Genomic DNA, 13665 nt, shown 5'->3' on the forward strand with positions numbered 1-13665 from the left:
CGGCAGGGTATTTCGGATCGCTGACGCGATCCGACCGGGGCGAGGGGCGCTGCCCCTCGCGCTCCCCGAGGTATTTCCGGCCAGATGAAGACATGGAACTCATACGATCTCGTGCCCCGCCTCGCGCAGGCGGCGGGCGAGTTCCACGATATGGGCCGGGCCGATCTCGCAGCAGCCGCCGACGATCGTCGCCCCCTGATCGACCCAGCCCATGGCGATCTCGGCATATCGATCGGGACCGATATCGGCACGCGCCTTCAACGTATCGACCGTGGCGGCGACATCGAGAAACTTGGCGTCGATTCTGGTGAAGCCGTTGGCATAAGCCCCGAAAGCCAGGCCGAAGCCCCGCAGGATTTCAAGCGCGGGCGCCACCGCTTCGGGACGGGTGCAATTGATCAGGACGGCCTCCGGCCTGCGCTGCGCGAGCAGTCCCTGCAGATCTGCGAGCGGTTCGCCCGAGCGCAGCCGCGTGCCATCCTCGTCCATCACAGAGACCGCGAGCCAGACCGGCAGACCATGACCCAGCGCCGCACGCAGCGCGCCATCGGCCTGATCGACCGAGCACATGGTTTCCAGAAGCAAGAGATCCACCTGCGGCACGAGACGGGCGACGAGCGGACCATAGCGCGACGCCGCCTCCGCCGCGGGCGGGCAAAGATCGGGCCTGTAAGAGCCATAGAGCGGCCCCAGCACACCCGCAACGCACCCCGAGCCGTGGGCGGCGCGCGCGCGCCGGGCGGCCATGACCGCGATATCGGTCAGCGCCTCGAACTGGTCTTCGAGCTCGGCAAGCGCCAGCCGGTCCGGCAAAAGCGCATAGGTGTTGGTCGAGGCAACCGTGGCCCCGGCCTCGAAATAGTCGAGATGCACCTCGGCCGGCAGCTTGGGGTGATCGATCATCGCTTGTGTCGACCAGAGCGGCGTCGGCCGGTCACCGGCGCGGCGCACCATCTCCTGCCCGATCGAGCCGTCGAGAAGCGTGATCGCGGCGGTCACACGGAGCGCTCCTGCACACCAGGCGGCACAAGGACGAACTTGCCCGCCTGCGCCTTGGACTGAAACTCGGCCTGCGCGCGGGCGATCTCGCGCAACGGGTAAGTCGCGGCGATGGTCGGCCGCACCCGACCCTCACGAACCATGTCGACGAGACCGGCAAACACCTCCGGTGGCTGGTAGGTGCAACCGTGGATCGTGATATCGCGCAGGTAAATGCGGCGCAGATCGGCCTCGACGATCGGCCCGCCGATGGCGCCCGCGACGGCATAGTGCCCGCCCGGGCGCAGGGCATCGATCAGATTGGGCCAGCGGGGTCCACCGACGAGGTCGATCAAGGCGTGGAAGTGATCCTCGGGCAAAGCCTCGTCGCGGTCGTACATGCGGACCGCCCCGGCCTCGAGGACCTTGGCGTGCTTGCCCGCAGACCCCACGCCGCTTGCGCGTGCCCCCATCTGCGCGGCCAGCTCCACCGCCGCAAGCCCGACGCCGCCGGTCGCGCCGGTGATCAGAACGTCTTGACCCTCCGCCACGCCGGCCCTGTGCAACAGCCCCGCCGCCGTGCCATAGGCGCAGGGGATCGCTGCCAGTTCCACATGTGAGAGCGGCGCGTCGGTGACGTCATGCAGATCGGCCTCGCGCACCAAGCAGTATTCAGCGAAGGCGCCGTTGAACTCCGAGCCGAGCGCCTCGAACCCCACGGGATTGTCCGTGGTCGGGCGCGGTTGATTGATCGGGCAGATCACCCGCGCGCCCAGAGGCAGCGCACCGGCGCCCGGACCGAAGGCCAGAACCTCTCCACACAGATCGCCGCCCTGGATGAGCGGGAAGTCAAGCGAGCCAGACCAGCCACCCGCCTCGACGCCCTCCTGTGTTTCCCCGGTGGCGCCGGTCACGTTGCGCGAATACCAGCCCTCGCGCGTGTTGATATCGGTGTTGTTCACTCCCGCCGCCAGCACACGCACCAGCACCTCGCCTTGGCCCGGCGTGGGCACAGGAATGTCCTCGCGCCATTCCAGCTTGTCAGGGCCGCCATGGCCGGTGAGGTAGACACCGCACATCGTTTGAGGAAGATCAGTCATCATTTCCGTCCCTCCATCCCGAGATCCTTGAGAGCCAAGAGTCCGGCGGCTCCTATCATCAATGTCCCGGAGATGCGATGGATCCATGGGCCCGACACCGCGCGGACCCGCCCCAAGGTGCGCTGCGCCGCCCATCCCCAGGCCATCAGGATAATCCCGTCCACGACGAGATAGGTGACGCCAAGGATCAGAAGCTGCGGCAAAACCGCTTGGCCCGGGTCGATGAACTGCGGGAAGAGGGCTGCGAAGAAGACAACGGCATAGGGATTGGCCGACGAGGTCAGAAACCCCTGCCGAAAAAGTCGCCCAGGGGCCGCCGCATCCGGCCGGTTGGATGAAGCCTGAGACAGCAGGAGTTTTCCGCCGATCCATACCAGGTAGGCCACGCCCAGCCACTTGATAAGCCACAGCGCTTCGGAATTGGCCGCGATCACCGCTGTCAGACCGAAGGCGGCCAGCGTCATCTGTATTGCGTTTGCGCTCAGATCGCCCATGATCGTGGCGCAGCTTTTGCGCAGCCCGTGACGAAGGCTATTGGATATGATCAGAAGCTGGCTCGTGTCCGGCGGCGTGGCAAAGAACGCCACCAGAACGCCGAGATAGATCACGTAGGTGTCCAGCGTCATGCCATCAGCCGTTCATTCGCTGGGTCCCAGAGCGGCGCATCGGCCTGCACCGTCGCACGGCACCGTTCGCCATAGATCTCGACTTCAAGCTCGGTTCCGGCATCCGCCAGATCGGCGCGCACCATGCCAAGCGCCACGGAGGCCCCCACGCGATACCCCCAAGCGCCCGAGGTGGTCTCGCCCACGATCTGCCCGTCATGCCAGAGGGTAGACATATAAGGCGCGTCGGCCTCTTTCGCCTCGACAATGAGCGGCACGAAGGCCTTTGCGCGGCCCCGCTGTTTTTCGGCCAGAAGCGCCGCCTTGCCGGGGAAATCCTGCGGTTTGTCGAACTTGATGAAGCGCTCCAGCCCGGCCTCGAGCAGCGAGTAATCGGTGGACAGATCGCCCTTCCACGCGCGATATCCCTTCTCGATCCTGAGCGAATTGAGCGCGTACATCCCGAAAGGTTTCGCGCCCGCCGCCAGCACCGCGTCATAGATCGCAGGCATCGCGGCGTTCTCGGCATGGATCTCCCATCCGAGTTCTCCGGTAAAACTCACGCGGATGAGGAACGCCTTTTGCCCTGCCACAGTGCAGTGCTGATGGGAAAGCCAGGGCGCGTTGAGATCGGCGTCGGTAAGACCAGACAGAACCTCGCGCGATTTAGGTCCCGCCAGAAGCAGCGCGTCGCGCTCGTCGGTGGTTTCACGCACCTCCACCCCCTCGGGCACCGCATTGCGCACCAGCTCTCCGTCATGCCACTGCGCCGTGGCCGCCGTGATGAGCACGAAGGAGTTTTCCTCAAGCCGGATGCAGGAGAACTCGGTCAGAACGCGGCCACGTGTGTCGGCCACATAGACCAGGTTCATCCGTCCCACCTTTGGCAGACCGCCGGTCACGAAGCCGCGCAGCCATTCATCGGCCCCCGGCCCCGACACCCAAAGCCGTGTGAACCCCGGCAAATCGAGCACGCCGCAGGCGTCGCGCACCGCCTCGCATTCCTCGCGGATCCGGGCCTCCCACGGGCCGGCGCGGTTCCAGGTTTGCGTGGCTTCCTCGGACGTGTCGTCACCCGGCTGCGCGAACCAGTTGGCGCGCTCCCAGCCGTTATAGGCGCCCATCACGCCGCCCAGTTCCTTGACCTTGTCATGCACCGGCGACAGCTTCTTGTCTCTGCCCGCGGGCCATTCGTGCCACGGGAAATGCATGGCGTATTCGTGGCCATAGACCTCCATCCCCTTGGCGATGCAGTAGTCATTGTCGGTGTAGCCGGTGTAACGGCGCGGGTCGGTCGCCCACATGTCCCATTCCGGCGCGCCTTCGGTGATGTATTCCGCCAGCACCTTGCCCGCGCCGCCGCCCTGCGCGATCCCGAAGGTGAAAACACAGGCCTCGAAGGCGTTCTTCACGCCCGGCATCGGGCCAAGCAGAGGCAGGCCGTCGGGGGCATAGGGGATCGGACCGTTGATGATCTTGCTGATGCCGGACGTGCCCAGAAGCGGCACGCGTGCCATCGCATCCGTCACGATCTCCTCGATCCGGTCGATATCCTCCTGCCAGAGCTGAAAGGAAAAATCATCGGGCATCGGGTCAGACGGGTCCACCCAATGCGCCTTGCAGCGCGGCTCGTAGGGGCCAAGGTTGAAGCCGTGCTTTTCCTGCCTGAGGTAGTAGGAGACATCGACGTCGCGCAGAAGCGGCAGCTTGTGGCCCTGCTCCTTGGACCACGCCTCGATCTCGGGGATCTCCTCGGACAGAAGATATTGATGCGCCATCACCATCATCGGCACAGTGCGCCCGCCGAACGGCTTGAACCACTCGCCCACGCGCTGCGCATAGTAGCCTGCCGCATTCACCACGATCTCGCAGCGAATATCCCCCTTGTCGGTCTTGACGATCCACTCGTCGCCCTGCCGGTCGATGCCCGTCGCGGGGCAGAAGCGCAGAATCTTCGCCCCCATATCCCGCGCGCCCTTGGCCAGCGCCTGGGTCAACTGCGACGGGTCGATATCCCCGTCGTTCGGGTCATAGAGCGCGCCTTTCAGGTCATGCGTCTCGATAAAGGGATAGCGCGCCTTGATCTCGTCGACGCCGAGGATGTCCAGATCCATCCCCTGATAGCGCCCCATGCCCTTGGCGCGCTCGAATTCCTGCATTCGCTCTTTGGAATGCGCCAACCGGATCGACCCGGTCTGGTGATAGTTCATCGGGTAATCGACCTCATCGCCCAAGCGCGCGTAAAGCTCGGTCGAATAGCGCTGCATATTCATCACCGACCAGCTGGTCGAAAAGGTGGGCACGTTGCCCGCCGCGTGCCACGTGCTGCCCGCCGTCAGCTCGTTTTTCTCCAACAGCACGCAGTCGGTCCAGCCTGCTTTCGCCAGATGGTAGAGGCAAGAGGCCCCCACGGCCCCGCCCCCGATGATCACGACCCGCGCCGTGCTTGGAAATTCCGCCATTCGTCCCTCCCGTCAATCCTTTTGCGGCACGCCATCGGCGATGTCGTAATAGTCGCCCTTGCTGCCGACGAAGATGTGTTTTTCCAGCCTCAGACCCGTCGGCTCTTCCAGTGCGCCAAGGGCAAAGCTCATCGTGTCCTCGTCATGCGCCGCCCAGAAGAGCGATGACCCGCAGCGCGCGCAAAACCCCCGCTTGGCCTGCGGTGTGGCCTCGAACCACGTGACGTCACCTGCAATGCTCAGCGCCTCGCGCGGGACATAGGCCGAGGCCCAGGTATGCCCCGATTGCTTGCGGCACTGACCGCAATGGCAGACGGAAACGCCCTGCGGCGGGTCATTGACGGTAAAGGTGATATCGCCGCAAAGGCAGGATCCGCGATGCATGTCTCAAGTCCTCTGCGGCACGGACGCGCTGCCAAGGGCGACGCCGTAGATGACGAAACAGACCGAAAGCGTGCGACGCAGCCAGACATTGAAGACGGCGCCAAGCGCCGCCCGGCCCAACCCCGCACCAAGCGCGGTGTAGCCGGTGTAGCTTAGCGCGGTAATTGTCAGCGCCGTGGGCACGATCACACCCATTTGGCTCCAGATCGGTACGCCGGGCTGCACGAACTGGCTGAAAGCGGCGAGATATCCCGCAACGCTCTTGGGGTTGATCGTGGCGATGGCGAAGGCGCGCCAGTAGACGCTTTTGCCGTCGGGCGGACTCAGCTTCACCTGGCGTCGCGCCATGATCCAGCCACGGACACCCAGCCAGATCAGGAACCCGGCGCCGATGATCTTCGCCACCTGGAATGCCACCGGCGAAGCCGCGATCAGCGCGGTCACCCCCGCCGCCGAAAGCATCAGAAACAGCAGTGCCTGCGTCAGGATCGCGGCAACACCCCAAAGGCTGCGCGAGAACCCCAGCGTCATGCCGTTTGTGATGCAGTTCACGGCGTTGGGCCCCGGCGTGGTGACGAAAACCACCCAGAACAGCGCAAATATCGTCCAGCTTTCGAAACTCATCGCGACCTCAATAAACCGGAGGCGCGATCACCCAGATCGCGGTCGCGGGGCTGTCATAGGGGTTGATCCACTCGAAAGGCTCGCCCCTGATGCGGAAACTGTCGCCGGGCGACAGGGTGTATCTTTGGTCGTCGATCACGAGATCGAGCTTGCCGGAAATGAGATAGCCCACCTCCTGGGTGGGCCGCGTTACCACTTCGCCGATCCGGCTGCGGGGCGCGAATGTGGAATGCACCATCTCGAAATCGTCCGTCAGGTCAGGCGACAGCAATTCCTCGACCAGTCCCGCCTCACCGGATCCGATCCTGCGCCGCGCCGCGCGGCGCACTACGCGCCCGGCCTCCGCTGCGGGTCCGGGCGATTGCCCGAATAGAAGCGAAACGGAAACGCCGAGCGCCGCAGCCATGTGGCGCAGATCGGTGATCGACGGCTCCGACTTGTCACGCTCCACCTGACTCAGCCAGCCGACGGACCGCCCGAGCGTCGAAGCCAGATCACTGAGCGTCAGGCCCCGCGCTTTGCGCAGCGCGCGCAAATCCGCGCCAAGCGATCCGGTGGTGGTAAAGGTGGCCTGCTCCATGGCGGCTCCGCGTGCGTGAAATTACCAGTCGTTTTTTCACGCTGCGCGCGATCTGTGAAAAAAGCAATCAAAATTTCACCGACCCGCACGAATGAAAGACCGTTACTTCTGACAAAGATTTCAGAGCCGTCCGAAGACGTCGCCCAGAATCCGCGCCAGCCCCTCGGCATCCGCCGCATCGAACGCGGCCGGCTGATCGCTGTCGATATCAAGCACCGCGATGATGTCGCCCGACCCGTTGCGCACAGGCAGAACGATCTCCGACCGTGTGGAACTCGCGCAGGCGATATGGCCCGGAAACGCATCCACGTCGTCGACGCGTTGCACGTCGCCCGTGCGCGCCGCCGCGCCGCAGACCCCGCGGGAAAACGGAATGACCAGACAGCCGTGGCCGCCCTGATAGGGGCCGATTTTCAAAAGCTCCGGTGCGACAACCCGATAGAACCCGGTCCAATCGAACCGCTCGTCGGCATGATGCAGCTCGCAGACGACCGTCGCCATCAGCGCCACGTCGTCCGTCTCGCCCTCGGTCAAAGACGCGATGATCTTTCCCGTTTCAACATAATCAATCCGCATGTCCTCGCTATGCCATGACGGATGATCCGACGCCAGCGGGTTGCATCCCGCCCGCCAGATATGGCAGGGGCGCGGCCCAAATCTATTGTCACGCGTCAGGAAAGGATCCCACCATGCCCCAACTCACGCTGCATCATAACCGATGGAAGGATCTGGGCGCTTTAGCCGAGATGCTTCAGGACAAAGATGACCTCACGCTTGTGAACCCGCAAGCGAGCCATCCTTTCGACGAAGGAGAATGGCAGCGCAAATGGCTGGGCGAATTGGACGACGAGTCTTTCTATATCCGCGACGAGGACGGCCGCGATGTCGGCTTTTTCGCTCTGCGCGTGGGCATTGGCCCCGAGGTTCGCCACCTCACCTATGTCTATGTCATCCCGGAAATGCGCGGGGGCACCGGCGAGGAACTTGCGCAACTGGCCGAGGACGCCGCGCGTGAGCTTGGTGCGCTATCGATCACGCTCAAGGTCGAGTTGGACAACGAACCGGCGCTGAACCTCTACCGAAAATCAGGCTACGAAGAGCTTTCGCGCCGTGACGGCATGGCCACGATGCGACGCGATCTGGATCAGGACTGACCAGCGCCCAGGGCGGGGTCAGACCCGCTCGATCGCGATTGCCGTACCCTCGCCGCCACCGATGCAGATCGCGGCCACCCCACGTCTGAGGTTCCGCTTTTCCAACGCATTGAGCAGCGTCACCATGATCCGCGCCCCGGACGCTCCAATGGGATGACCCAGCGCGCAGGCCCCGCCATTCACGTTCACCTGGTCGCGCGGCAGGCCCATCTCGTGCATGAACGCCATCGGCACCACCGCGAAGGCCTCGTTGACCTCCCAGAGATCCACATCCTCCACGCTCCATCCAATCCGATTGAGCAATTTCTGCGCCGCAGGCACGGGCGCAGTGGTGAACCACCCCGGCGCCTGCGCGTGGCTTGCATGGCCGAGGATCCGCGCCCGAAGCTTCAGGCCCTTCGCCTCCGCAGCCTCGCGCGACGCCAACAGCAGCGCCGCCGCGCCATCGCTGATCGAACTGGAATTGGCCGGGGTCACGGTGCCGTTCTCACGAAACGCCGGTTTCAGGTGCGGGATCTTTTCGGGTCGAGCTTTTCCGGGTTGTTCGTCCTCGCTGATCGTGACCTCTCCCCTGCGGGTCCTGAGCGTTACGGGCGCGATCTCGCCCTCGAAAGCGCCGCTTGCCTGCGCCGCAAGGGCGCCTTCGAGCGAGCCGATGGCATAGGCGTCTTGCGCCTCGCGGGTGAATTGATATTTCTCGGCGCAATCCTCGGCGAAGGTGCCCATCAGACGGCCCTTGTCATAGGCATCCTCCAATCCGTCGAGAAACATGTGGTCGATCACCTGCCCATGACCCAGACGCGCCCCGCCGCGCATTTTCGGCAGCAGGTATGGCGCCATAGACATGCTCTCCATCCCGCCCGCGATTATCGTATTAGTTTGGCCGAGCGCGATCTGATCGAAGGCGATCATCGCCGCCTTCATGCCAGAGCCGCACATCTTGTTAAGGGTAGTCGCCGGCACTTCCTCGCCCAGACCGGCGGCAAACCCTGCCTGGCGCGCGGGCGCCTGTCCCTGGCCGGCGGGCAAGACGCAGCCCATCAGGACCTCATCCACGGTCTCTGCGCCCGCTGCGCCAAGTGCCGCCCGGATGGCAGCGCCCCCCAAAACCGGGGCCGCAACGCCGTCGAAATCTCCCTGAAATCCGCCCATGGGCGTCCGCGCGGCCCCGGTGATGACAACGTCCTTCATGATCGACCCTCCGATTCATCCGGCTCCTGCATACCGAATGGTAAGGAATGAGGTCTAGCCTCCGCGTGGCGCAATGACGACCGACGGAGACATGATGGAACTCAGCAGCACGACGGAAAACGGTATCCAACTGGTAGGGGTGCACGCCAAACGGATCGACGCCGCCTCGGCGGTGCAGTTCAAGGACGCGATGCGACAGGAGACGGAAACCGGACCGGCGCATGTGGTTCTGGATCTGTCAAATGTGGACTTTATCGATTCCAGCGGTCTTGGCGCGATCGTCGCCTCGATGAAGCATCTCGGCGGCGGGCGCCGGATGGATCTTGCCGGTATGACACCGGATGTGGACAAGGTGTTTCGCCTGACCCGGATGGACAAGATCTTTACCATCCACGCCTCCGCCTCCAAGGCGCTGACCGCGCGCAAGGCGGGCTGACCGAAGCCCGAAATTGGATAGTCCATGGGTTCGTCGCATCAGTTCACGCTGAGATGCCGTGCAGAGGCAGACGCCGTGCGCCAAGCGTTGAGCGAATTGCGCAGCGCGCTTTCAAAGCTGGGTCTGTCAGAGGACCGTCTGCCCGGCGTGGAACTGGCCGTTGCCGAAGCCCTCAACAACATCGTGGAACATGCCTTTCCCGGCGAGAAAACCGGCGACGTGCGGATCGACGCGGCGCTCTCCGGCAAGCACCTCTGCGTCACGCTGATCGATACCGGACGCCCTTTGCCGAACGGACGCCCCCCTGTGGAAAAGCGCCCCAATCCCGATGTTGAACGGCAGGATCTGCCCGAAGGCGGATTCGGATGGCACCTGATTCGCGATCTTACGGATCTGATCGCCTACACGCGCGCCGGAGAAGAAAACCGGCTGCAATTGCACTTTGGTCTTCCAGACCGGCCTGAAAAACAACAAACGCCCTAGATTTGCCCCAATGCACGCGAATTCCTGCCGGAATCCGAAGTCATATCTTTCCCTGTAGCTGCATATGGCTTCCCTCGGCGCCGCGTTAAACAGCCCCCACCCAGTGCGCGGCGTCGAGGTACTTACCCTTCCCCCTAGAATTCAGCAGTCGTCGCACCCCGGGATCGGGCGCGAAGCGCATTCCCGCTCTTCGATTGGCATTCAAGGCACGGGGTTATAGGGTCGCGCCAATCAAACTCAGGAAAACTCATGCGCGACTTTCACCTTCCGGGCCGTTCGCCCGTATTTGCCACGAATGGACTCTGTGCCACCTCTCATCCGCTTGCGGCGCAAACCGCTATCGACATCCTCTCGCGCGGCGGCAATGCCATGGATGCTGCAATCGCCGGGGCGGTTCTTCTGGGTATCTGCGAGCCGCAGATGACCGGGATCGGCGGCGATTGCTTTGTGCTCTATACCCGCCCGGGCAGTGACGAGGTCCGCGCACTCAACGGGTCCGGCCGCGCCCCCGCGGCGGCCACAGCCGCCGCCCTGCGGGCCGAAGGACGAGACGCCGTGCCACTGCATTCGCCCCAGGCCGTGACCTTACCGGGCGCAATCGATGCCTTTTGCCACCTGTCCGAGACGGAAGGGAAACTGGGGCTGGACGCGCTTCTCGCGCCGACGATCCGCTATGCCGAAGAAGGCGTGCCGGTCGCGCCCCGCGTCGCGCTGGACTGGCCCCGCGCCGGAGCCTGCCTGCAGGCGCACGGGATCACCCATTACAGCAATGGCGGCGCACCGCTGAAGACCGGCGACATGTTCCGCTCGCCCGGCCAAGCCGAAGTGCTGCGCCGCGTGGCCCAGCACGGACGCGACGCGTTCTATACGGGCGAAGTGGCCGAGGATATGCTGGCCTGCCTCACCTCGCTCGGCGGCGTCCACACGGCCGAGGATTTCGCGGCGGTCGCCTGCACCCCCACCGACCCGGTCAGCGGGCATTACAAGGGCACCGAACTGGTCGAGCATCCGCCAAACGGCCAAGGCGCCACGGCACTCTTGCTGCTGAATATCCTGTCGCAGTTCGACCTGGCCTCGATGGATCCCTGGGGCGCGGAACGCCTGCATCTAGAGGCCGAAGCCACCAAGCTTGCCTACGATGCGCGCAATCGCTTCATCGCCGATCCCGATCACACGACCCGGCTTGATCACCTGCTCGCGCCCGAAACCGCCTCGCGGCTCGCCGCGCTGATCGACCCGGCGCGCGCCATGCCAGAGGCCGCGCCGCTGACCGAATCCGTACATCGCGACACGATCTACATCACGGTGGTCGACCGCGACCGCATGGCCGTCTCGCTGATCTACTCGATCTTTCACGGCTTCGGCTCCGGCATCGCGTCCGAGAAATTCGGCATCCTGATGCAGAACCGCGGCGCGGGCTTCACCCTGCAGGAAGGCCACCCGAACGAATTGATGGGCGGCAAGCGCCCGATGCATACGATCATTCCCGGCATGTTGCGCCACGAGGGCCGCGTGACAATGCCTTTCGGTGTCATGGGCGGCCCCTATCAGGCCTGCGGCCACGCGCGGTTCCTGACCAACCAGCTTGATTTCGGGCTCGATCCGCAGGCCGCAATCGACGCGCCCCGCGCCTTTGCCTTTGAGGGAGAGATGCGCGTCGAACGCGGGTTTTCGGAGGCCGTCCGCGCCACACTGGCCGAAAAGGGTCACAACGTGGTGGTCCCTCAAGAACCAATCGGTGGCGCGCAGGCGATCAAGATTCACGACACCGGCGTACTGGAAGGCGCGTCAGATCCGCGCAAGGATGGCTGCGCGCTCGGCTACTGAGGTTTTTCGTTTGAAGATTTGGCTCGGGCGGCGCCGTCGCCCGAGCCGCTCAGTTCAACTGGAAATGCAGAGGGTAGTGCCCGTCCTCGAACGGCCCGAAAAGATCCGGAATATCCGGGTGGTCCACCGGCTCGCCGGAATAATCCGCAACGAGGTTCTGTTCGCTGACATAGGCGACGTAGTACGTCTGCTCATTCTCCGCCAGCAAATGATAAAACGGTTGCTCTTTCGACGGACGGCTGTCCTCGGGAATCGAGTCGTACCATTCCTCGGTGTTGGCAAATTCCGGATCAACATCGAAGATCACGCCGCGGAACGGATGTTTGCGGTGACGGACAACTTGGCCCAAGTGATATTTCGCACGCGTTTTAATCATAATCGTAGCCCCTACCGATCAAGGATACGGTGTTCAACACCCGTTTGTCCAATGCGAGAGGCGTTTTTCAACAGAAACAGTTTGTGAACAGCGGCCTGACAGTGCCGCCCGGTCAACCTGTCCAAATCGGGGATTCCCCCGACCAGGCCTTTGCGATAGGATAAAAGAAAAAACAATCAGGCGAGAGGCAGATGAGCAGATTCCTTCGCGCCCTAGTCATCGTGACAGCCGGTCTTGTCGTGGCCGCCTGCGGCAGTCGGTCCAGCGGACCGCCACCGCGCAATCTCGACGATGCCTGCACGATCGTGGCGCAAAAACCCGAGTATTTGCGGGCTTTCCGAGCGACCGAACGCCGCTGGGGCGTGCCCGTTCACGTGCAGATGGCGACGATCTATCAGGAAAGCAAATTCGATGGCGAGGCGCGCACGCCCTTCCGATGGGTGTTGGGCGTGATCCCGATGGGCCGGCAAAGCTCGGCCTACGGTTACAGCCAGGCGCTCGATGGAACGTGGGACGAGTACAAGAAAGACCAGCGGCGCTTTGCCGCCCGCCGCAACGACATCTACGACGCCACCGACTTCATGGGCTGGTACATGTCACAATCGAATCAGCGGCTTGGCATCTCTTTGCATGACGCCCGCAATCAATACCTCGCCTACCACGAGGGGCGCACGGGCTTCAGCCGGCAAAGCTATAACGGCAAACCCTGGCTTCTGCGCGTGGCCGGAGAGGTCGGCACGCGGTCCGAGACCTACCAGGCGCAACTGACGCGCTGCCAGGGGCGACGCGGGCTGTTCTGATATCGCAGGGCGGGACGGTCAGTCCCGCCACTCCTGCGATTTGCCGGGGATCCTGAAGCGCTCGTTGCCAAGACGCACACCCTTGTTCAACTCGCCAAGAACAACGGTGGTGCGGCTCCCGCCGCTGTCGTTGATCACCCACTGACGCAGCTCGACCGGGTTGGCGGAAAAGACCAGCTCGATATTGCCGTATTCGGGATGCTCCGGATCCTGCGCGCGCACTGTGGTGGTCTTGCCGTCGCTGGCATGCCCGGTCACCATCCGTGCGCGTGTCAGATCGACATTGCGCGCCAGGATGATCTTGAGCGGCGTCCGATGCAGCGGATAGCCTTCAGGCCCGGTATTCGACTTCGGGTCGATGATCCCGACGGTATCGCCGTCGGCCACGACAAGCGTGGCCTCGGGCGGATTATATTCAAAACGAACCCGGCCCGGACGCTTGATATAGATCTGGCCGGTGCTGATCGTGCCGTCGTCGTTGATCTGTGTGAACTCGCCTGATGCGGTCTGAAATCCGTTGAGATAGTTGGAAATCTCCGCCAGGGACAGTTTCTGCGCCGCCGCGGGGAATGCCGTTGCCAGCATCATAAGACCGGCGACCAGACCGATTGCACTATTCTTCATAAGCGTTCCCGTTCTTGAATGTCTTCCGGCAATGTAGGCCG

At 63.7% G+C, this 13665-nt stretch carries 16 protein-coding genes; 5 read left to right on the top strand and 11 right to left on the bottom strand.

What is annotated here, in order from left to right; genetic code table 11:
• Positions 1-99: 99 nt before the first annotated feature.
• The 8 genes from EZV60_RS12895 to EZV60_RS12930 all read right to left on the bottom strand — a co-directional run bounded on the left by EZV60_RS12895 (position 100) and on the right by EZV60_RS12930 (position 7309).
• Complete coding sequence (locus tag EZV60_RS12895; protein WP_280952591.1) at positions 100-999, bottom strand: homocysteine S-methyltransferase family protein; 900 nt, start codon at positions 997-999, stop codon at positions 100-102.
• Positions 996-2078: an alcohol dehydrogenase catalytic domain-containing protein gene (locus tag EZV60_RS12900; RefSeq protein WP_135506100.1), complete on the bottom strand. Its 1083-nt coding sequence runs from the start codon at positions 2076-2078 to the stop codon at positions 996-998. The genes EZV60_RS12895 and EZV60_RS12900 overlap by 4 nt, the downstream gene beginning before the upstream one ends.
• Positions 2078-2704, bottom strand: coding sequence for a LysE family translocator (locus tag EZV60_RS12905; RefSeq protein WP_135506000.1), 627 nt, complete (start codon positions 2702-2704; stop codon positions 2078-2080). The genes EZV60_RS12900 and EZV60_RS12905 overlap by 1 nt, the downstream gene beginning before the upstream one ends.
• Positions 2701-5145 carry a GcvT family protein gene (locus EZV60_RS12910; RefSeq protein ID WP_135506001.1) on the bottom strand — a complete coding sequence of 815 codons (2445 nt, stop codon included), beginning with the start codon at positions 5143-5145 and terminating at the stop codon, positions 2701-2703. Before EZV60_RS12910 ends, EZV60_RS12905 begins: the two co-directional genes overlap by 4 nt.
• Positions 5146-5157: 12 nt before the next feature.
• On the bottom strand, positions 5158-5529 hold the full coding sequence (locus EZV60_RS12915; protein WP_135506002.1) for a GFA family protein: 372 nt from the start codon (positions 5527-5529) through the stop codon (positions 5158-5160).
• Positions 5530-5532: 3 nt separating this feature from the next.
• Positions 5533-6153: a LysE family translocator gene (locus EZV60_RS12920; protein WP_135506003.1), complete on the bottom strand. Its 621-nt coding sequence runs from the start codon at positions 6151-6153 to the stop codon at positions 5533-5535.
• A gap of 7 nt (positions 6154-6160) precedes the next feature.
• Positions 6161-6733 carry a helix-turn-helix domain-containing protein gene (locus EZV60_RS12925; RefSeq protein WP_135506004.1) on the bottom strand — a complete coding sequence of 191 codons (573 nt, stop codon included), beginning with the start codon at positions 6731-6733 and terminating at the stop codon, positions 6161-6163.
• Positions 6734-6853: 120 nt separating this feature from the next.
• A complete protein-coding gene (locus tag EZV60_RS12930) occupies positions 6854-7309 on the bottom strand; it encodes a GAF domain-containing protein (RefSeq protein WP_135506005.1) in 456 nt (151 codons plus the stop codon).
• Between the two features lie 113 nt (positions 7310-7422).
• Between EZV60_RS12930 and EZV60_RS12935 the strand changes: the two genes are divergently transcribed.
• On the top strand, positions 7423-7887 hold the full coding sequence (locus EZV60_RS12935) for a GNAT family N-acetyltransferase (protein WP_135506006.1): 465 nt from the start codon (positions 7423-7425) through the stop codon (positions 7885-7887).
• Positions 7888-7905: 18 nt separating this feature from the next.
• On the opposite strand, the gene EZV60_RS12940 is transcribed toward EZV60_RS12935, so the two are convergent.
• Positions 7906-9078, bottom strand: coding sequence for a thiolase family protein (locus tag EZV60_RS12940; RefSeq protein WP_135506007.1), 1173 nt, complete (start codon positions 9076-9078; stop codon positions 7906-7908).
• Between the two features lie 94 nt (positions 9079-9172).
• Between EZV60_RS12940 and EZV60_RS12945 the strand changes: the two genes are divergently transcribed.
• The 3 genes from EZV60_RS12945 (at position 9173) to EZV60_RS12955 (ending at position 11824) form a co-directional block, all read left to right on the top strand.
• Entirely contained in the window at positions 9173-9514 is a 342-nt protein-coding gene (locus tag EZV60_RS12945) for an STAS domain-containing protein (RefSeq protein ID WP_135506101.1), read from the top strand.
• Between the two features lie 24 nt (positions 9515-9538).
• Entirely contained in the window at positions 9539-9997 is a 459-nt protein-coding gene (locus EZV60_RS12950; RefSeq protein ID WP_135506008.1) for an ATP-binding protein, read from the top strand.
• 249 nt (positions 9998-10246) lie between these two features.
• A complete protein-coding gene (locus EZV60_RS12955; protein WP_135506009.1) occupies positions 10247-11824 on the top strand; it encodes a gamma-glutamyltransferase family protein in 1578 nt (525 codons plus the stop codon).
• Between the two features lie 49 nt (positions 11825-11873).
• Here EZV60_RS12955 and hspQ read toward each other — a convergent pair whose 3' ends face one another.
• A complete protein-coding gene (gene hspQ, locus EZV60_RS12960; protein ID WP_135506010.1) occupies positions 11874-12200 on the bottom strand; it encodes a heat shock protein HspQ in 327 nt (108 codons plus the stop codon).
• Between the two features lie 191 nt (positions 12201-12391).
• Between hspQ and EZV60_RS12965 the strand changes: the two genes are divergently transcribed.
• Positions 12392-13000 (top strand): transglycosylase SLT domain-containing protein, encoded by a 609-nt coding sequence (locus tag EZV60_RS12965; protein WP_135506011.1) that lies wholly within the window; start codon positions 12392-12394, stop codon positions 12998-13000.
• A gap of 18 nt (positions 13001-13018) precedes the next feature.
• Here EZV60_RS12965 and EZV60_RS12970 read toward each other — a convergent pair whose 3' ends face one another.
• Entirely contained in the window at positions 13019-13624 is a 606-nt protein-coding gene (locus EZV60_RS12970; RefSeq protein ID WP_135506012.1) for a LolA family protein, read from the bottom strand.
• Positions 13625-13665 lie beyond the last annotated feature (41 nt).

It is taken from the genome of Roseovarius aestuariivivens (genome assembly GCF_004761875.1).
Lineage (GTDB): Bacteria > Pseudomonadota > Alphaproteobacteria > Rhodobacterales > Rhodobacteraceae > Roseovarius > Roseovarius aestuariivivens.

What these genes read in the sequence shown, in the direction of transcription:
- EZV60_RS12915 (WP_135506002.1), bottom strand. Translation starts at nt 5,529, where the DNA reads ATGCATCGCGGATCCTGCCTTTGCGGCGATATCACCTTTACCGTCAAT.
- EZV60_RS12955 (WP_135506009.1), top strand. Translation starts at nt 10,247, where the DNA reads ATGCGCGACTTTCACCTTCCGGGCCGTTCGCCCGTATTTGCCACGAAT.
- EZV60_RS12945 (WP_135506101.1), top strand. Translation starts at nt 9,173, where the DNA reads ATGGAACTCAGCAGCACGACGGAAAACGGTATCCAACTGGTAGGGGTG.
- EZV60_RS12940 (WP_135506007.1), bottom strand. Translation starts at nt 9,078, where the DNA reads ATGAAGGACGTTGTCATCACCGGGGCCGCGCGGACGCCCATGGGCGGA.
- EZV60_RS12920 (WP_135506003.1), bottom strand. Translation starts at nt 6,153, where the DNA reads ATGAGTTTCGAAAGCTGGACGATATTTGCGCTGTTCTGGGTGGTTTTC.
- EZV60_RS12935 (WP_135506006.1), top strand. Translation starts at nt 7,423, where the DNA reads ATGCCCCAACTCACGCTGCATCATAACCGATGGAAGGATCTGGGCGCT.
- EZV60_RS12970 (WP_135506012.1), bottom strand. Translation starts at nt 13,624, where the DNA reads ATGAAGAATAGTGCAATCGGTCTGGTCGCCGGTCTTATGATGCTGGCA.
- EZV60_RS12950 (WP_135506008.1), top strand. Translation starts at nt 9,539, where the DNA reads ATGGGTTCGTCGCATCAGTTCACGCTGAGATGCCGTGCAGAGGCAGAC.
- EZV60_RS12905 (WP_135506000.1), bottom strand. Translation starts at nt 2,704, where the DNA reads ATGACGCTGGACACCTACGTGATCTATCTCGGCGTTCTGGTGGCGTTC.
- EZV60_RS12930 (WP_135506005.1), bottom strand. Translation starts at nt 7,309, where the DNA reads ATGCGGATTGATTATGTTGAAACGGGAAAGATCATCGCGTCTTTGACC.
- EZV60_RS12900 (WP_135506100.1), bottom strand. Translation starts at nt 2,078, where the DNA reads ATGACTGATCTTCCTCAAACGATGTGCGGTGTCTACCTCACCGGCCAT.
- hspQ (WP_135506010.1), bottom strand. Translation starts at nt 12,200, where the DNA reads ATGATTAAAACGCGTGCGAAATATCACTTGGGCCAAGTTGTCCGTCAC.
- EZV60_RS12925 (WP_135506004.1), bottom strand. Translation starts at nt 6,733, where the DNA reads ATGGAGCAGGCCACCTTTACCACCACCGGATCGCTTGGCGCGGATTTG.
- EZV60_RS12910 (WP_135506001.1), bottom strand. Translation starts at nt 5,145, where the DNA reads ATGGCGGAATTTCCAAGCACGGCGCGGGTCGTGATCATCGGGGGCGGG.
- EZV60_RS12965 (WP_135506011.1), top strand. Translation starts at nt 12,392, where the DNA reads ATGAGCAGATTCCTTCGCGCCCTAGTCATCGTGACAGCCGGTCTTGTC.